Source organism: Halorubrum zhoui, from assembly GCF_051194155.1.
GTDB lineage: Archaea > Halobacteriota > Halobacteria > Halobacteriales > Haloferacaceae > Halorubrum.
In genome coordinates this window covers 165,526-182,840 of sequence record NZ_JBLZNJ010000002.1, presented here as the reverse complement: position 1 = coordinate 182,840, position 17,315 = coordinate 165,526, and the positions used below count along the sequence as shown (strand labels likewise).

Annotated in this window: 16 protein-coding genes; 3 read left to right on the top strand and 13 right to left on the bottom strand. The window is 68.8% G+C overall.

Annotation, left to right across the window (positions count from 1 at the left end; genetic code table 11):
• Window positions 1-7: 7 nt before the first annotated feature.
• From ACNTAO_RS02620 to ACNTAO_RS02560, 13 genes are all read right to left on the bottom strand, one after another.
• A complete protein-coding gene (locus ACNTAO_RS02620) occupies window positions 8-1,789 on the bottom strand; it encodes a Na(+)/H(+) antiporter subunit D (protein ID WP_435160397.1) in 1,782 nt (593 codons plus the stop codon).
• Complete coding sequence (locus tag ACNTAO_RS02615; RefSeq protein ID WP_435160396.1) at window positions 1,789-3,873, bottom strand: cation:proton antiporter; 2,085 nt, start codon at window positions 3,871-3,873, stop codon at window positions 1,789-1,791. The genes ACNTAO_RS02620 and ACNTAO_RS02615 overlap by 1 nt, the downstream gene beginning before the upstream one ends.
• On the bottom strand, window positions 3,870-5,411 hold the full coding sequence (locus ACNTAO_RS02610; RefSeq protein ID WP_435160395.1) for a proton-conducting transporter transmembrane domain-containing protein: 1,542 nt from the start codon (window positions 5,409-5,411) through the stop codon (window positions 3,870-3,872). The genes ACNTAO_RS02615 and ACNTAO_RS02610 overlap by 4 nt, the downstream gene beginning before the upstream one ends.
• Window positions 5,404-5,889: a cation:proton antiporter subunit C gene (locus ACNTAO_RS02605; protein WP_435160394.1), complete on the bottom strand. Its 486-nt coding sequence runs from the start codon at window positions 5,887-5,889 to the stop codon at window positions 5,404-5,406. Before ACNTAO_RS02605 ends, ACNTAO_RS02610 begins: the two co-directional genes overlap by 8 nt.
• Complete coding sequence (locus ACNTAO_RS02600; RefSeq protein ID WP_435160393.1) at window positions 5,886-6,542, bottom strand: MnhB domain-containing protein; 657 nt, start codon at window positions 6,540-6,542, stop codon at window positions 5,886-5,888. The genes ACNTAO_RS02605 and ACNTAO_RS02600 overlap by 4 nt, the downstream gene beginning before the upstream one ends.
• On the bottom strand, window positions 6,539-7,144 hold the full coding sequence (locus tag ACNTAO_RS02595) for a DUF4040 domain-containing protein (protein WP_435160674.1): 606 nt from the start codon (window positions 7,142-7,144) through the stop codon (window positions 6,539-6,541). The genes ACNTAO_RS02600 and ACNTAO_RS02595 overlap by 4 nt, the downstream gene beginning before the upstream one ends.
• Window positions 7,141-7,467, bottom strand: coding sequence for a monovalent cation/H(+) antiporter subunit G (gene mnhG / locus ACNTAO_RS02590; RefSeq protein WP_435160392.1), 327 nt, complete (start codon window positions 7,465-7,467; stop codon window positions 7,141-7,143). The genes ACNTAO_RS02595 and mnhG overlap by 4 nt, the downstream gene beginning before the upstream one ends.
• On the bottom strand, window positions 7,467-7,772 hold the full coding sequence (locus ACNTAO_RS02585; protein WP_435160391.1) for a cation:proton antiporter: 306 nt from the start codon (window positions 7,770-7,772) through the stop codon (window positions 7,467-7,469). The genes mnhG and ACNTAO_RS02585 overlap by 1 nt, the downstream gene beginning before the upstream one ends.
• Window positions 7,769-8,929, bottom strand: a complete 1,161-nt coding sequence (locus ACNTAO_RS02580; RefSeq protein WP_435160390.1) for a monovalent cation/H+ antiporter subunit E — start codon at window positions 8,927-8,929, stop codon at window positions 7,769-7,771. The genes ACNTAO_RS02585 and ACNTAO_RS02580 overlap by 4 nt, the downstream gene beginning before the upstream one ends.
• 190 nt (window positions 8,930-9,119) lie before the next feature.
• Window positions 9,120-10,283, bottom strand: a complete 1,164-nt coding sequence (gene coaBC / locus ACNTAO_RS02575) for a bifunctional phosphopantothenoylcysteine decarboxylase/phosphopantothenate--cysteine ligase CoaBC (RefSeq protein WP_435160389.1) — start codon at window positions 10,281-10,283, stop codon at window positions 9,120-9,122.
• Between the two features lie 76 nt (window positions 10,284-10,359).
• On the bottom strand, window positions 10,360-11,517 hold the full coding sequence (locus tag ACNTAO_RS02570; protein ID WP_435160388.1) for a DUF63 family protein: 1,158 nt from the start codon (window positions 11,515-11,517) through the stop codon (window positions 10,360-10,362).
• Between the two features lie 58 nt (window positions 11,518-11,575).
• Entirely contained in the window at window positions 11,576-12,025 is a 450-nt protein-coding gene (locus ACNTAO_RS02565; protein ID WP_435160387.1) for an Lrp/AsnC family transcriptional regulator, read from the bottom strand.
• Window positions 12,026-12,129: 104 nt separating this feature from the next.
• Entirely contained in the window at window positions 12,130-12,894 is a 765-nt protein-coding gene (locus ACNTAO_RS02560) for a 4-phosphopantoate--beta-alanine ligase (protein ID WP_435160386.1), read from the bottom strand.
• Between the two features lie 121 nt (window positions 12,895-13,015).
• On the opposite strand from ACNTAO_RS02560, the gene ACNTAO_RS02555 reads away from it, so the two are divergent.
• From ACNTAO_RS02555 to ACNTAO_RS02545, 3 genes are all read left to right on the top strand, one after another.
• Window positions 13,016-14,650, top strand: a complete 1,635-nt coding sequence (locus ACNTAO_RS02555) for a potassium channel family protein (RefSeq protein ID WP_435160385.1) — start codon at window positions 13,016-13,018, stop codon at window positions 14,648-14,650.
• A gap of 77 nt (window positions 14,651-14,727) precedes the next feature.
• Window positions 14,728-15,747 (top strand): sensor histidine kinase, encoded by a 1,020-nt coding sequence (locus tag ACNTAO_RS02550; RefSeq protein ID WP_435160384.1) that lies wholly within the window; start codon window positions 14,728-14,730, stop codon window positions 15,745-15,747.
• Window positions 15,748-15,749: 2 nt separating this feature from the next.
• Window positions 15,750-17,303, top strand: a complete 1,554-nt coding sequence (locus ACNTAO_RS02545; RefSeq protein WP_435160383.1) for a bacterio-opsin activator domain-containing protein — start codon at window positions 15,750-15,752, stop codon at window positions 17,301-17,303.
• Window positions 17,304-17,315: the final 12 nt, after the last annotated feature.

The window sequence follows — 17,315 nt, the reverse complement described above, 5'->3', positions numbered from 1 at the left end:
CTCACGGTCACACGAGCGCAGCGAGCAGCGCGAGTGCCGCAGCCAGCGTCAACAACAGGACGCTTCGACCGATGCCGGCGCGAATCTCGACGTCTACGCCGACGGCCGCGAGAGCCCCTCGAGGATCCATCGCGGTGCGCATCGTCGCTCCGGCCAGCCACATCACGACACGGTCGACGGCGGCCCACAGCTCCGTGACGCCCCGTACCGTCGCCCGTCCGAGCACGAACGCCCCCGGATACGTCAGGGCGTCCACGTCGCGCATCCGGTGTGCGAGCCAGCCGAGCGGGCGCTTCAGCGCGAAGAATCCGACGAAGCCGGCGACGAGCAGCGCCCCGCTCTCGGTCAGGTGACTCGCGCTGTACGGCTTGAAGTACACCGCCTCGCTACGGATGATATCGGTGAACGGCATCACCTCGATCAGCTGTCCGTAGAAGACCCCGAAGAAAACGCACGCCCCGGCGGCCAACGTCATTCCGATCGCCTGGAACGGTGTGGCGTCATCCGGTGAGAGCGATGCCGAGCCGTGGAAGAACATGTAGTAGCCGAGCTTGATGAACGACATGAACGTGCCGACGCCGCCGAGTATCAACAGCCACCAGAGCAGGCCACCCCCGGGAAGCTCGATGAGATGTATCTCGTGCGCGGAGTCGAGGACCATCCCCTTCGAAATGAAGCCGTTGAACCCCGGCACGGCGGTAATGGAGGCCGCACCGACGAGATAGACGAGGAACGTGACCGGCATCACCCGCCAGAGCCCGCCGAGGTCTCTGATGTCTTCGACCCCGGTCCGATAGACGACGACGCCGACGGCCATGAACAGCAGACTCTTGTACAACACGTTGTTGAACAGGTGTGCGAACCCGCCGGTGACGGCGAACTCGCCGACGGCCGTCGCCAGCCCGAACCCGGCCAACATGTACCCGAGCTGTGCCTGGATGTGATACGAGAGCAACCGGCGTGGGTCGTACTGCAACAACGCGAAGAACGCGCCGTAGACGGCCATGATCCCGCCGAGGTACGCGAGCCACATCCCGCCCTCGGGAAACGCGCGGTACATGACGTACGCGGCCGTCTTCGTCGTGAACACGGAGAGAAACACCGACGCGGCGACGTGTGGCCGCGGATAGGTGTCCGGCAGCCACGTGTGGAGGAACGGGAACCCACAGTTGACGCCGATCCCAATGGCGGCGAGCACCGTCGCACTCGCGTGGACGCCCGTCGTAGCTGAGAAGCGGAACACCGCGTCGGCCGGCACGCTGCCGAGCATCGACGCGCCGTGGACGACGACGGCGGCGAGCAGGAACGTGCCGCCGATCCCGTGGAACAGGGCGTACCGGTAGCCTGCTCGTACGGCGGCACCGCCGTGTTGCCACACGAGGAGCGTGCTGGTGACGGCCATCAGCTCCCAGAAGAACACGAGGGTGAGCCAGTCGCCGGCGTATATCGTTCCGAGCGTCGAGGAGACGTACACCAGCGCGAACGCGGTCACCCACGTGGGTGCTTCAGCGCCGTACGCGTACACCACCGCGGCGGTCGCCAAGAACCCGACGACGACCCCCATCAGCAGCGAGAACGCGTCGACGTTGAACAACACCACGTCGAAGCCGAGGAACCCGGTCGCGAGGTGTGTGCCGTGTCCGCCGTCACCGAGGAGGACGGCCTGCGCGAAGACGAACGCAGTCGAGAGTGCGGCGACCGCGTGACCCGCGCGTCGTGGAAGTGCGAGCACCAACAGCGCCGCGGCCGCGACCACGAGGTAGGGGGGAACCGCGGTGAGCAGCCCCATCACGGTCGGAACACCTCCGCGGGGAGCCGCGTGTCGACGACGAGCTCGATCAGCTGTAAGAAGCCGAGCTCGTACGGGATCACGCCGAGCAGGACCGCGAGGCTCATCGCCGTGAGGATCGGACCGAGGGTGAACCAGGACGACTCGCGCCCTCGGAAGACGTCGAGCCCATGGATGTGCCGCCAACCCCCCGCCGGCGGTCCACCGTGATGGTCACTGCCGTGCCCCTCGTCGGTCCCGTGAGACTCGCCACCAGCGTCGTCGCCGTCGTGGTCGCTCGAGCGCTCGTCACGGGTCGTGTCTTCGACGGCCTCACCGCGTCCCACACCGAATGGAACGTCCGCGTCCGACGGCGATCGGTCGACGGCGTACTCGCCGGTATCCACGCGCGGTGCGGGCTCCGAGAAGTCCCGGTCGGCTGGCGTGAAGTCCGGGCGAACGACCCCCGTCTCGTCGGTGGGCGCGTCCACGGATTCCTCGTCTGATTCGTCGGCGTCACGGCCGCCATCGGGCGCCACGTCGCCATCTGCGTGGCGCCCGGCGAGCGCCACGTCGTCACCTGCGTGGCGCCCGGCGAGCGCCACGTCGTCACCTGCGTGGCGCCCGGCGAGCGCCACGTCGTCACCTGCGTGGCTCGTGTCGGCTAACACCGTCGAGCGCGACGCACCGCCCATCCGGAAGTCGACGAGCGGCTTAGCGTCGTGGTCGTCCTCGGCCTCGAAGAACGCGGTGTAGATCACCGGCCAGAAGTACGCGATGTTCAACACCCCGGAGAGCAACAGCGCGCCGACGAGGTAGTACGCGACCGGCGTCAACGCCGCACCCATGCGGATCCCGCCGAGCAACATGTAGTACTTGCTCACGAACCCGGCGACGAGCGGAATCCCCGCCATGCCGAGCGAGGCGACGGTGAACGCGCCCATCGTCAGCGGCATCCGCTTTCCGATCCCCGCCATCTCGGAGATGTAGTCCGTGTGCGTCGAGACGTGGAGGTTGCCCGCACAAAAGAACAGGGTGAGCTTCATGAACGCGTGTGCCGGAATGTGTAACAGCGCTCCGACGAGTCCGTACCAGCCGAAGAGCCCGAGCCCCAAGACGATGTAGCTCAACTGGCTCACCGTCGAGTACGCGAGCCGCTGTTTCAGGTGATCCTTCCGCAACGCGATCAGCGACGCAGCCGTGAGCGTGATCGCGCCGACCGTCGAGAGCACGAGCCCCGCAGAGAAGCCGAACGGCAACGAGAGGTCGAAGACGAGCTCGGGCCCGAACACGTCGAGGACGACCCGCGAGACCCCGAACGCGCCCGACTTCACGACCGCGACCGCGTGCAACAACCCAGAGACGGGCGTCGGTGCGACCATCGCCTCGGGTAGCCACTGGTGTAACGGCATGATTCCCGCTTTGACGCCGAACCCGACGGCCAACAGGAAGAACGCGAGCATCGCGAGCCCGGGGTCTGCAGCGGCCAGCTCGTCGATCCCGCCGGCGGTGAACGACACCGTACCGGTGAGCCAGTACACGAGCACGGTACCGGCGAGCACGAGAACGCCGCCGCCGAACAACGTGTACGCGAGGTACTTTCGTCCGGCCGACCGCGCCTCGTCGGTCTCGTCGTGAGCGACGAGCGGATACGTCGCGATCGACAACAGCTCGTAGAAGACGAAGATCGTCACGAGGTTGCCCGCGAACGCGATCCCCATAGTCGCCGACAGCGAGACGGCAAACGCCGCGAAGTACCGCGTCTGGTTCGTCTCGTCGTTCCCGCGCATGTAGCCGATGCTGTACAGGGAGGTGATGATCCACAGCCCCGACGCGAGCACCGCAAAGAGCATCCCGAGTGCATCTGCTCTGAGCACGAACGGTACCCCCGACACCAGTTCGAGCACCGTCCACTCGAAGACGGTCCCCTCGAGCACCCGCGGGAGCATCGAGGCGACGACGGCGAACTTCACGACCGCCGCGAGAAGCGTCCACGCCTCGCGGACGTTCGGGGATCGATACGACGCGACGATGAAGCCGCTCGCGACGAGCGAGACGAGCACGGCGAGCAGCGGACGTGGGTCCTGGACGAGTGCGTCGGTCATGCGAACACCTCCGTGAGGAACGGGTCGAGAAGCGCTTCGAACCCGGCCCCCGCGAAGCCGAGTCCGACTGCCGCGATCGCCGTGACGACGAGCACGACCAGCGGGGCCACGGGAACCCGCGAGCGACTTTCCGTGACGGGAGGCGGTCCCGCACCGCCGTCAGGGACGGCCCCGATTTCGTGGACGACGGGGATCGATCGGTCCACGCCAGCGAAGTAGAGTCGTTCGAGGACGCGGGCGACGTACGCGAGCGTGAACAGCGTGCTCACGAACACGACCGCCGCGATCGCGATCCCACCGATACCACCGGTCGTTCCGCCTGCTTCGACCGCGCCAAGGGCTACGTACCACTTCCCGAGGAAGCCGATCGACGGCGGAATCCCGACGAGAGCGAGCGCGAGTACCGCGAGCGACCCGGACGCCAGCGGCGCGTCCCTGGCCAGGCTCGCGAGGTCGGCCACGTGCCGCACGCCGTAGCCGGCGGCGAGTAGTCCGATACCCAAAAACAGCCCGAACTTCAACAGTCCGTGGCCGAGCAGGTGGACGATCCCACCGAGCAGCGCCGTCTCGGTGGCGAGCCCGACGGTCGCGGCGATCAGCCCGAACTGCGCAACCGAGGAGTACGCGAACATCCGCTTCAGGTCGGACTGCATCGCCGCGAGCGCGGACCCGGCGAGGATCGAGACACCAGAGACGACGAGGATCCCCGTCGTGATCGCGTCGTTCGCGGCGAGGAAGTCGACGGTGAACACCGAGTAGCTCACCCGGAGGAGTGCGTACGCGCTGACCGTAGAGACGAGTGCCGCGACGACCGTCGTGACGGCGTCCGGTGCCCGCTGATAGGCGTCCGGCTGCCAGGTGTGGACCGGAAACAGCGCCATCTTCAACGCGAAGCCGACGGCGATCAGGGCGTACCCCGTCTGCACGAGCGGGTCGGTGTACCCCACCGCTGAGAGCTGTGTGCTCACGTCGGCCATGTTCAGCGTCCCCGTGGCTAAAAAGACGTACCCGACACCGGTGAGGTACAGCGACGCGCCAACGGTTCCCACGACGAGATACTTCAACGACGCGTACGCACTCGCCCCCGACCGATCGGCCGCGATGAGCGCGTACGTGGTCAGCCCGACGATCTCCAAGAAGACGAATAAGTTGAACAGGTCTCCGGTGAGCGAGACCCCGACGAGCCCGCCGGTCAAGAGGAGGTACGCGCTGTAGAACGTGTTTCGCCGGGGGCCGACGACGCGGGCGAACACCAGCGTCGCCGCCGAGACGAGCGCGACGAGCACGAACACCGCCGCCGAGAACTCGTCCGCGACGAGTTCGATCCCGATCGGCGGCGCGTACCCGCCGAGTTCGTGGTCGAACGGACCGGTCAGGTACACCTCGCGTGCGACCGTTCCGGCCATCGCGACGACCGTCGTCGTCGTCAGGGCGGCGACCGGCCAGCCGACGGTGTCGAAGCGGCGTCCACAGGCGATCGGCAGCGTCGCCGCCACGATCGGCACGGCGATCGCCAACGGCAACAGGATCTCACTCACGGGGCTCACCCCCGTTCGCGTCCGAGGTCCGCCTACCCGCCTCCGAGCCGGCCGGGAGCGTCCCCTCCTCACGGAGCAGCTCGCGGAGCGTGTCGACGCGGAGCGTTCCGTACTCGTCGTAGATCCGAAGACAGAGCGCGAGCCCGACGGCCGTGAGGCTCACGCCGACCACGATGGCCGTGAGCACGATCACGTGCGGGAGCGGACTGACGTACGGGCCACCCGCAGCGTCGGGAGAGACGATCGGGATCGACCCGCCCTCGACGTACCCCGAGGTGACGAACAACAGGAAGATAGCCGTCTGAAACAGGTTGAGCCCGATGATCTTCTTCACCAGGTTCGGACTCGCGATGAGCACGTAGAGGCCGGTACACAAGAGCAGCGCGAACGCGACGTACGCGTGTCGCGTGGTGACGACGTCGAGAGCGGTCGTCGAGCCGAGCGTGGCGGCGACGCCGACGGCAGAGCACTGCGTCATGGCTTACCCCGCTCCGTGGCGCCCTGGTCGGCGTCTGTCCCGCCGTCTGCTCGTCGGCTGGCGGCCGACGCGTCGAGCCCGTCGTCGTTGAACCCCCTCGCGAGCACGAAGAAGAGCCCGGTGAGCACCCCGCTCACGATAGTCGCGATACCGAGAATCTCGACGGCCTCCATCCCGTACTTCACCGGGTCGAGCACCGGCACGGGCAGCAGGTCGTACTGTAAGAACGCGCCGCCGAGTGCGACCGGAACCAGTCCGATGGCGGCGAAGACGAGCGCGCCGCCGACGGCGAGGCCGACGACGACCGCGTTCGCCAGCCACCGTCGCGTCGCGTCGATCCCGAACGCGAACGCGATCATGAAGACGACTGCGGCCGCGATTGCCCCTCCCTGGAACCCACCACCGGGCGACCCGCCCCCGTGGAAGGTGACGAACAGCCCGTAGGTGAGCGCGAACGGCGACACGAACTTGACAGTCGACATGATGACCTGACTCTCCGTGTACGGAGTCCCCTGTTGCGGGGTCGTCCCGAGTCGATCGGTTCGTGACGGCGTCGTCACGCCCCCGTCGACGTCGCGCGACGCCCCTCCGCCCTCCGAGGTGGCCGACTCGGAGGGCCCGCGGCGTCCGTCTGGCTCCGACGCGTCGCTCATGTGAACACCTCCTGGCGGAGGACGATGAGGGCGGCGATTCCGGCCGCGAAGACGACCACCGCCTCGCCGAACGTATCGAACCCACGGAACGCGGCAAGCACTGCCATCACGGTGTTCTCGACGCCGGTGACGGCGTACGTCTCCGCGAGGTACCACTGGGTGACGGCTGGGTTGCTCCACACCGGCGCGTCCGGCGAGCCAACCGCTGGAATGTCGGCGACCGTGAGAGCGAGCCCGACGAAGAGCAGCCCGGCCGCTGCGGCCGCCGGGTAGTCGACCGATTCGAAGGCGGCCTCGTGTTCGATTCGCGTCGTCTTCGCGAGCGTGAGCAACAGGAGGACCGTCGTCACGCCCGCGGAGATGGCCGCCTCGGTCAGCGCGACGTCCGGCGCCCGGTAGAAGACGTACAGCGCCGCCATCCCGAGACTGTACGCCCCGAAGACGATGACCGCGGCGAGCACGTCGCGAGCGAGTGCCGTCGCGAGCGCCGTGACCACGACGAAGACGAGGAGGCTCGCCTCGATGGGTGTCACCTGCGCGATGGTCGGCGTGATGGAAATGCCCGCGGCGGCGACGGCCGAGGCTGCGGTGGCGGCGATCATCGCCGCTCGTCCCCCTTCGTCCACGGCACGATTCCCTCCTCGTAGGCCGCCCGTGCGATGGCGTGTGCCGCCGTCGGGTTGGTCACGAAGATGAAGAACAACAACAGCACGGACTTGTATCCGGCTCCACCCGGCCCGAGCACGAGCGCGACCGCCGCGAGCGCGAACCCAGCGCCGAGGGTGTCGGCCTGCGAGGCCGTGTGGGCTCGCGCGTACACGTCCGGCAGCCGGAGCACGCCGGTCATCGAGACGAAGGTGAAAAACAGCCCGAGCAGGCTGCAGACGACGATCGCGGCGAGCCGGATCGGCCCGACGGCGTCCATCACAGCACGCCACCTCGCTCGACGGTGAACTTCGAGATGGCTATCGCCACGAGGAAGTTCAACAACGCGTAGACCAGGGCGATATCGAGGAACGTCGGCTCCGCGAGTGCGGCCCCGAGCAGCGCGAGGATCACGACGGTGTTCGTCCCGAGGACGTTCACCGCGAGCACGCGGTCTTGCATCGTCGGCCCACGAACCGCACGGTAGAGCATCCCGATAGCCAGTGCGACGAACGCCGCGGCCACGACGAGGAGGAACTCCCCGAGCGTGTACCCAGACACGAGCGTGGCGTCGACGAGACTCACTCGGCCGTCACCTCCGCCGCTGGCGCGTCGTCGACGGCGCCGTCGGCTCCGTTCCCGCCGTCACCCCGCGCCGTCGGGTACGGAGCCGTCGCCTCGGGTCCCTGAAAGACGTCGACGTCGTCGCGTTCGCGGGGCGTCGGCAGCCTGGCTGCCTCCCGGCCGTAGAACACGAACCGGGTCCACCGCTCCAACGAGCCGTCGAAGAGCCCATCACGAGCCCACGGGATGAGCGAGTGGACGTAGAGGTCACCGTCGCGGGCGCGAACCGTCAGCGTGCCCGGAGTCAGCGTGATCGAGTTCGCGAGCGTCGTCAGCGGTAGTCCCCGACCGACGACGACGCGCATCCGGTTCAGCGTCGGATCGATCGGCAGCCGCGGGTCGAGGATCACGCGCGCGACGACGACGTTCGACTTCACGATCTCGAAGAGGAGCACCGGCGCGTAGACGAGCCCGCGGAGGATACGCATCGGCGTCCGGGGCACGACCGGGTCGGCGTCGAGACTGATCTGTGAGAGCGTGATGGCTACGATCGTCGCGCTCGCGACGCCAGTCACGAGGTCGAACCAGTACGTCGGGTCCCCGAGCGTGAGATAGAACGCGAGCGACAGCCCGAAGATGGCCGCGAACCGTGGCCCCGTCGCCTCTCGTCGGAGCCGCTCGCCGCGACTCGGCCGGGCGACCGGTGCCTCTCGGACGGCGAGTCCGGTGTCTGCGAGCGCGAACTCGAGCGGCTGGAGCAGCGTCGTGTTCCCGACCGGCGTGTACTCGGGGTCGAGTACGACGGTTCCGGCTCCGTGTGCGTCGGCGTACGCGACCAGCCGTCGGGCGTAGTCGTCCGGACCAAAGAGGTACTCGTCGTCGCCGACGACGGCCGTCACGACCGGGACGTCGCCGACGCGCACCCCGTCGGCGTCCGCGAGGTCGGCCTCGGCCCACGTCCGGACCCGTTCGAGGAGCTGGTCGACGGCGTCTCGATCGGCTGCCGTCTCGGGATCGGGTCGGCGCCACGCGGGGAAGACGACGAAGTGGATCGACGAGAACTCGCCGGTCGCCGCCGACTCGACGAGGTGTGTGACCGTCGCCCGGAGCGTCGAGGTCGACTCCACGGGAACCACCACCGCGTCACCGTCGGCCGACGGCTCGGGGGCGTCAGCCACTCCCCTCACCTCCCGATCTCCCGCCGGCGGGCGTGTCTGAACACATGGACCTTTCTATCCGAGCCCTTGCCCTACCGGCCCAAAACAGTTTGTATCCCCGACGGTCTGGCCCGTCTCGCTCGTGAGAGCGCCGTCTCACGTTCGGGTCGACGGACCGGTCAGCCACGGCTCCGCCCCGGCCGTCGCGTGCTCATCGGTCCTCGAGCGTCGCCGCGAGTCGGTCCGCGATTCGCCCGGCCACGGCGGCTTTTTTCCCGTCGACGGCCTCCGGGTTAGACGAGTCGTCGACGATCAGCACGCGCGTGTCGTCGTCGCCCATCACGCTCGCGTCGTTGGCGACCACGAACGCCAGCCCCACGCGGTCGCGGAGTCGCTCCGCTTCCGCGACCATCGCCGCGTCGTCGCCGTCGGTCTCCGCTTTGAACCCGACGAGCGGCAGCGAGGGATGGTCTTCCCGCACGGCGTCGAGCAGCTTCGGGGTCGGCCAGAGCTCCACCGACAGCGGCTCGCCCGACCGGATCTTCTCGTCGGCCGGGTCCGTCGCGAAGTCGGCTATCGCGGCCGCAGAGACGAGCGCGTCGGCGCTCGTCGCCGCCGACCGACAGGCGTCGATCATCTCGTCAGCCGTCTCGACGGCGACCACGTCGGCGTACGGGACGTCCGGCCCGTCGTGGACGAGCGTCACGTCGGCACCGCGGTGGTAACACGCCCTGGCGACGGCGCGGCCGGTCTTTCCCGACGCGCGGTTCGTGAGCACCCGAATCGGGTCGAGCCGTTCTTTGGTCGCGCCCGCGGTGACGACGACGTGGGCGTCCGCGAGCGGGTCCGGCGTCGTCGCGCGGACCACGTCGGTCACGATGGCCGACTCCGTCGCGATCTTCGCTTTCCCCTCGTCTATCCGGGGGTCGACGAGCGAGACGCCCCACGACTCGATCCGAGAGAGCGCGTCGAGCACACCCGGGTGGTCGTACATCGGCTCGTGCATCGCCGGTGCCACGACGACGGGGACGTCCGCCCCGAGCGCGGTCGTCGCACACGTCGTCACGGGGGTGTCGTCGACGGCGGCGGCGATCTTTCCGACGGTGTTCGCGGTGGCCGGTGCGAGCAACAACACGTCCGCCCAGCCGTCGCGGCCGCAAAGTTCGACGTGTTCGACCGCGCCCGTGATCTCCGTGATCACCGGCTCGTCGGTGGCGAAGTCGACCGCCCACGGGTGGACGATACCGGTCGCAGCCGGCGACATCACCGCGCGGACGCTCGCTCCGTGGCGGCGGAGCTCGTGGGCGAGCTCGACGACTTTCACCGCCGCGATGCTGCCCGAGACGCCGAGGGCGACGTTGACCCCGTTGAGCATTACCGCGATCGTTTCCGGCGCGATGTGATATAAACTGTCGTTCGAACTCGTCACACGCCGAATGTCGCCCGGATCGTCACACGCCGAATGTCGCCCGAAGCATATCGCGCGTACCGGGGCCGAGTCCGACCGCGAGGACGGTGATGAGAAGCAACAGCGTGTACCGCGGCGACTCCTCGTAGAGCTCGCCGTTGAACACCCAGACGACGCCGGCCGCGGCCGCGAGCTTGACGAAGAGGAACGGCCACGCGTCGCCGGTGACCACGAGGATCGACTCCGGAAGCAGCCGTCCCGTCCACGTCACGACCAGCTCGTTGACGACGTGTTTCGGAACCAGATTCGCCGTACCGGTCAGCGCCGGCATCCAGTCTAACCCGATCACGTTCGCGACGCCGTCGACGGCGTGGCCCCAGATGATCACGAACCCAGCGAATCCGGTTCCCTGCTCTATCGAGGGGACGAGCGCTCGGGCGAGCTTCCACGTTGCGATTGCGGAGACCGTCGCGATGACGAGTATCGACCCGACGACTCGTGGGTAGAAGACGACGTACTCGGTCGTCGCCGCGAGGACGACGAGGTACCCGACCGCGGCCGCGAGCGCGACCGAGCCGGCCGCAAACAGTGGCCTGGCGTAGTCGTCGACGAGCCCACCGTCGGCAAGCGCGTACGCGCCGACCACACAGCCGAGCGTCACAGCGAACACGGTGACGTAAATGAACGGGCTGATGATGAGCGCGCTCCACGGAAACGCGACGAGCGGCTCGGCGCCGACGCGGAGCGCCGCGATCCCGGCGTCCTCGACGGTCCGTAACGCCCCGCCGAACAGCATGAACGGGAACAACGCGTAAAAAAAGCGGAGCTCGGTCGCGATCGCGAGCCGACGGAGTACGAACACCACCCCGATCAGCATCCCGAGCAAGACGACGATGTAACTCACCGTCGAGACCGTCGTGTATCCCGGGAACGCGACGACCTCCCCGGCGGCCACCGCCGCCGAACACGCCGACGCGCTCTCGAGAAGCTCGGTTCCGCCGCCTGCGGGTCGGACGGCACACTGTGCAACCTGTCCGTCAGCCGCCACGGGACCCCAGAAGTACCGCCAGAGGAACCGGTCGTAGACGACCCGCGGGAAGACGATCGATCCGACGACGAGGACTCCGGTCACCGCGGCGACCGCGGCCGCCCAGACGCGCTCCGGCGAGAGGTCGCTTCGGTCGACAGCCCGTACGCTCATGGCTCCGAGTCGGTGGGTTCGCGAGTTGAGCGTTCCGGTCCGTCCCGACGACCGTCGCTCACACCGGCGGGCCGTCCGTCTCGTAGTCGGTTCCGAGCACGATCATCGTCTGTGAGCGCGCGAACCCGTCCATCTCGGCGATACGGTCGAACATCAGCTCGCGGAGGTGGTCCGTGTCCTCGGCGATTACGCGGAGCATCACGTCCCACTCGCCGGTCGTCAGGTGGATCGCCTGGACGGCTTCGATCTCTCGTAGGCGCGCCAGTGCGTCTTCTTCGCGGCCCTGCTCGACGCGAAGTCCGACGAGCGCACGCACGTCGTAGCCCACGGCGCGCGCGTCCACGGACGCGTGGTACCCCTCGATGACACCTGCGTCTTCCATCCGTCCGACGCGGTCGTGGACCGTCGCACTCGACATGTCGATCCGTCTGGCTATCTCCGAGAACGGGGTTCGCGCGTCGCGAGTCAGGATCCGGAGGATGGCTCTGTCCGTCTCGTCGAGGTCCATGTCGCCGCTACTCGCCGGAGGGATTTGAAGCTACGCGACCGCTCTTGACCGTCGGCGTCGCATCCACCGGCCGTTCGCTCGTCGCGCTCACTCGCTCGTCGCGCTCACTCACTCGTCGCGCGCTCGAAGTCGCCGCCGCGGATCGCGGCCTCCGCGGCGTCGAGTGCCGCGTCCGGGTCGAACTCGTCGACGAGAGCCGCGAGCGTCGACGACTCCGCGCCCGCGAGCTCGCGTGCGTGGTTCGTGACGTTCGGGACGGCCCGAACCACGTTGTCGACGATCGGGATCGCCGCCGCCCGTGCGGACCGACTCCCCGGATTGAGGTCGACCACGATCTCGGTCTTCCCCGTGGCGGCGAGCGCCTCCGCACGGTCGCCGTCCTCGAGCGGGACCACGACCACGTCCGCCGCGCCGATCCCGTCGGCGTCGACGGTGCCTCGGGCGTGTGAGAGTCCGGGGATCTCGTCGTCGCCGGTCAGTCCCTTCACCTCCGCTGCGCCGTGCTCGCGGAGGTGGTCGGCGATGGCGTGCATCCGCTCGTCGGTTCGGTTGAAGAGGTTCACCTCGAGGGCGGCGTCGACCGCGTCGGCGAGTTCGACGATCGCCGTGGGTACCAACGCCGCGACGTTCCCGTTCACGGAGAGCACCGGGTCGGTCGCATCAAGCAGCGCGGCGGCCGCGGCGCGCTCTGCGGCGTCGGCGCTCGGCAGCGTCCGTTCGCCGAGGAGGTAGTCGAACGCCTCGCCGCGCCCCTGCGCTATCAGCCCCTGTCGCGAGGTGATCCCGCGGTCGACGCCGGTCTCGATTCGGTGACGGGTGACGAGTGAGGCGTACCGCGGGTGATCCTCCGGGACCTCCGTCTCGGTCATAGAACGTGTTGTCGACTCGCGAGCTAAAGTCACTCGTTCTCGGATCCGAGCACCGTCGTCGACGGCCCCGGCCACCGACGAGACACGCACGTTTTTGTTCGCTCTCCCGCTCGAAGCGTACATGAACGGCTGGCAGCGTCGCGTCGTCGGGTACTTCTCGCTGCTCTTGCTCGCCCTGTTCGGCACTGCAGCCGCCTACCGGTGGGGGATGGGGACGTTCGAGGGGCGGCCACAGACGTACCTGAGCTCACTGCAGTTCGCCGTCGAGATGTTCACCACGACGGGGTTCGGGGGCGACGCGCCGTGGACCAGCCCGGAGATGCAGGCGTTCATCGTCGTCACCGACCTGCTCGGGATGGCACTCCTCGTCGGGGCGCTCCCGGTCGTCGCCACTCCCCTCCTCGAACGGGCGTTCGCCGCGACGGCGCCGACGAGCGTCGACGACGGGACGACAGACCACGTCGTCATCTGCTCGTACACGACCCGTGCGGCCGCGCTCATCGACGAACTCCGCGGTCGCGACGTCGGCTACGTCGTCGTCGAACCCGACCGCGAGCGGGCGAACGAGCTCTACGCCGACGGACACCGCGTGGTCCGTGCGGATCCGGAGTCGACAGACGGGCTCCGGGCGGCGGGAGTCCCGGACGCGCGAGCCGTGCTCGCGGACGTCTCAGACCAGGTGGACGCGAGCATCGTGCTCGCTGCCAAGGAGATCGCCGAGTCGATCCCGGTCGTGAGCGTCGTCGACGATCCCGACCTCGAGCGCTACCACGCGCTCGCCGGCGCCGACCACGTGCTCTCCCCGCGGACGCTCCTCGGACGCGGCCTCGCCGCGAAGGTGACGACGGCGCTCCGGACGAGACTCGACGAGGCGGTGACGTACGGCAACCAGCTCCAGCTCGCGGAGGTGTCCGTTCGTCACGGCGGCGACCTCGCCGGCTCGACGCTCGCCGACAGCGAGATCCGCGAACGGACGGGCGTCACCGTGGTCGGTGCGTGGTTCGACGGCGAGTTCGACGCGTCACCAGCCCCGGAGCGGGAGCTGGCGAGAGGGACGGTGCTCCTCGTCTCCGGTCACCCGGACCAGCTCGCCGCGCTCGTCGAGCTCACCCAGTCGTCCGTCAGACAGTTCGAGGCGGGTGAGACCGTGATCGCCGGCTACGGCCAGGTCGGACAGACGGTCGCCGAGGAGTTGGCCGCGGCCGACATCCCGCACACGATCGTCGACAGACGAGACGTGCCACCGGTCGACGTCGTCGGCGACGCCACCGACCCGGAGACGCTCGCGGCCGCCGACGTCGCGACCGCCGAGACGCTCGTGTTGGCGCTCCCCGACGACACGGCGACCGAGTTCGCTACGCTCGTCGCCCGAGAGGCGGCGCCGGACACGGAGATCGTCGCCCGCGTCGACGACGACGGCAACGTCTCGAAGACGTACCGAGCCGGCGCTGACTACGTTCTCTCGCTCGGGACGGTCACCGGTCGAATGTCCGCGGGGCGGCTCATCGAGGGACGAGACGTCCTCTCGGTCGACCAGCAGGTCGAGGTCGTCCGGCTCGAAGCGCCCGGGCTCGTCGGCCGAACGCTCCTTGACGCGAACGTGCGGGCAGAGACCGGATGTACCGTGATGGCGGTCGAACGCGACGACGCGGTCGTCACCGACGTCGGCCCGCACACGGCGATCGAACCCGGTGACGAGTTGGTCATCGTCGGCACCGACGACGGCGTCCGGACCTTCGAGCGAGCGTTCACGTGATCGACGGGCGACATCACGCCGGTGTTTCGGAGCGTGCGATCGTGGACAGTCGTTAACTGCGCTCGCACGAGTAGTGGATGCACGATGGCCAGCCGACGGAGAACGCCCTCGGTTCGGTCGGGACGACGATGAGCGACGCACACGGCCTGGCGGTATCGCTCGACGCACATCCAGACCCGGCGTGTGCGTACGAGATACGGGAGGGGACGCCGACGGTGACGGCGACGAACGACGCCTTCGAGACGCAGATCGGCGTCGACGAAGACCGACCCCTCTCGGCCGTGTTCGATCGACTCACCGACACGGCGGCGTCGACCGACGACGACGTGTCCGGCCGGCTTCACGCCGGAGAGACCGTCGCGCTCAATCGGGCGTCGGCAGCCGATCAGCGGTACATCGTACAGGTGCTCGAGGCGGACGACCACGGCGGAACGATCCTCTTCGTCGCTCACGACGCCGCGGCCGTCACCGAGGGATCCGAGGTGGAGCCGGTAGCCGGTGCGATCAGCCACGACCTGCGCAATCCACTCGACGTCGCCGGCGCACACCTCAAGGCCGCTCGAGAGACGGGGGCGAGCGAACACTTCGACGCCGTCGCAGACGCTCACGGCCGCATGGAGCGAATCATTCGGGACGTCTTGACGCTCGCCCGTGGCGAGCGGGCGTTGAACCTCGACCCCGCCGTCTCGGTCGGGTCGACGGTCGAAGACGCGTGGCAGGCGGTGCAGACGGACGGGTGGACGATACGGCTCGACGACGCCCTGCCGGAGCCGAGCGCCGACCCCGACAGGCTCGAGCGACTGTTCGAGAACCTCTTTCGGAACGCCATCGAGCACGGCGCCGACGAGGGGACCGTCCGGGTACGCGCGATGGCCGGCGCGTCGTCCGGAATAGTCGTCGACGACGACGGGCCCGGGATTCCTCGCGACGAGCGCACGTCCGTGCTCGAGCCGGGCTACACCGTCGACGGGGATGGCACCGGTCTCGGCTTGGCCATCGTCGACCGGATCGCGGCGGCACACGACTGGAACGTCTCGGTCACCGAGAGCGCGGCCGGTGGCGCACGCATCGAGCTGGCGTTCGACGCGGCCGACTGAGCATGCACGACGCCCTCGAGTGTGCACCCATCGGCGTGCTCACCGTCCGCGACGGGATCGTCCGTGCGTGCAACGCCGAGGCGTCCCGACTGCTCGCGGTCTCCGATCCGCGTGGCGACCCGGTCGAAGCGGTGTTCCCGCAGTCGATGCCCAACTCGGTTCCGGCGGCACTCGGCGGCGAGTCGGTGACCGATGTCGCCGTCGAGGAGTACTATCCCGACGTCGAGCGGTGGCTGTCGGTCTCCGTGGTTCCGATGCCGTCGACGCGGACGGCGGCGGACGCGACGGTGTACGTCGAGGACGTGACCGAGCAGCGACGAACCGAACGAGCCCGAGAACGGCTCGCCGCCGAACACCGGCGTGTCGCGGTCGTCGACCGTCTGATCGCCGACATCCTCACCGACTTCGTCGATGCGACGTCCCGAGACGAGATCACGACGACGATCTGTGACCGGCTCGGAGCCGCAGACCAGTACCGGTTCGCCTGGGTCGGCGGACGAGCCGACGCGAACGCGGGGCTCCGGATAGACGACGTCACGGGACGCGAGGGGGCGACCTTCGAGGCGGTTCGGGACGCCGTCGAGCGGGGCGCAGACGTCCCGGAGCAGCGAGCAGTCGACCGGGGCGAGCTGCACGTCGTCGACTCGATGAGCGACGACGAAACCGTCCCCGAGTCACTCCGAGTCGCCGGGTTCGCAGACGGCGTACAGTCCGTGCTCGCGTTGCCGCTCGTGTACGGCGCTACCGTCTACGGTGTCGTCGGGGTGTACGCCGACACACAGGAGGCGTTCAGCGAGCACGAACGCGCGAGTTTCGAGGCGCTCGGTGAGCTCGCCGGGCTGGCGATCACCGCCGCCCGCAATCAGCGACTGCTCCTCGACGACACACACACCGAGGTGACGTTCGAGCTCCCGTCGACCGCTCCGCTCGTCTCGCTCGGCCGGGCCTGCGGCGCGACACTGACGCTCGAGGGGACGGTGCCACACGGAGACGGCACGCTCATCTGTTTCCTCTCCGTGGCCGTGGCGGACCCGCACGACGTCGTCGACGCCGCGGACGGGCTGTCGGCCGTCCTACGAGGGCGGGTGATCCGGGCGGACGGCGACCAGGGGGGACGGATCGAACTCGCCCTCGACGACGCGACGCCGCTCGGCCTCGCCGTGGCTCGCGGCGGGACCGTTCGAACGGCGACCGTCGAGGACGGCACCGGCCGCGTGTGTGTCGAGATGCCCGCAGAAGCCAGCGTGCGACGGATGGCGACGGCGCTCGGTGGCGACGAGCCCGCGACCGTGCTCGCGCGTCGTGACCGGGCTCGCTCGCCGGCGACCGCCCGCCGGCTCCAGCACGAGCTCTCGGACCGACTCACCGAGCGACAGGCGACGGTGCTTCGAACGGCCTACCTCGCAGACTACTTCGAGTCGCCGCGAGGAAGCACCGCGGAGGAGGTCGCAGACTCGCTCGGCATCACCGGTTCGACGCTCCTGTATCACCTGCGCGCGAGCCAGCGGAAGCTCCTCGACGCGTACTACGAGACGACCGAAGACGAGGACGCCTGAGGGCTGGACGTG

Excerpts from the sequence above, each read along its gene's own strand:
- ACNTAO_RS02570 (WP_435160388.1), bottom strand. The coding sequence starts at position 11,517 with ATGAGCGTACGGGCTGTCGACCGAAGCGACCTCTCGCCGGAGCGCGTC.
- ACNTAO_RS02545 (WP_435160383.1), top strand. The coding sequence starts at position 15,750 with ATGCACGACGCCCTCGAGTGTGCACCCATCGGCGTGCTCACCGTCCGC.
- ACNTAO_RS02595 (WP_435160674.1), bottom strand. The coding sequence starts at position 7,144 with ATGATCGCCGCCACCGCAGCCTCGGCCGTCGCCGCCGCGGGCATTTCC.
- mnhG (WP_435160392.1), bottom strand. The coding sequence starts at position 7,467 with ATGGACGCCGTCGGGCCGATCCGGCTCGCCGCGATCGTCGTCTGCAGC.
- ACNTAO_RS02620 (WP_435160397.1), bottom strand. The coding sequence starts at position 1,789 with ATGGGGCTGCTCACCGCGGTTCCCCCCTACCTCGTGGTCGCGGCCGCG.
- ACNTAO_RS02550 (WP_435160384.1), top strand. The coding sequence starts at position 14,728 with ATGCACGATGGCCAGCCGACGGAGAACGCCCTCGGTTCGGTCGGGACG.
- coaBC (WP_435160389.1), bottom strand. The coding sequence starts at position 10,283 with ATGCTCAACGGGGTCAACGTCGCCCTCGGCGTCTCGGGCAGCATCGCG.
- ACNTAO_RS02560 (WP_435160386.1), bottom strand. The coding sequence starts at position 12,894 with ATGACCGAGACGGAGGTCCCGGAGGATCACCCGCGGTACGCCTCACTC.
- ACNTAO_RS02555 (WP_435160385.1), top strand. The coding sequence starts at position 13,016 with ATGAACGGCTGGCAGCGTCGCGTCGTCGGGTACTTCTCGCTGCTCTTG.
- ACNTAO_RS02600 (WP_435160393.1), bottom strand. The coding sequence starts at position 6,542 with ATGAGCGACGCGTCGGAGCCAGACGGACGCCGCGGGCCCTCCGAGTCG.
- ACNTAO_RS02605 (WP_435160394.1), bottom strand. The coding sequence starts at position 5,889 with ATGACGCAGTGCTCTGCCGTCGGCGTCGCCGCCACGCTCGGCTCGACG.
- ACNTAO_RS02565 (WP_435160387.1), bottom strand. The coding sequence starts at position 12,025 with ATGGACCTCGACGAGACGGACAGAGCCATCCTCCGGATCCTGACTCGC.
- ACNTAO_RS02615 (WP_435160396.1), bottom strand. The coding sequence starts at position 3,873 with ATGACCGACGCACTCGTCCAGGACCCACGTCCGCTGCTCGCCGTGCTC.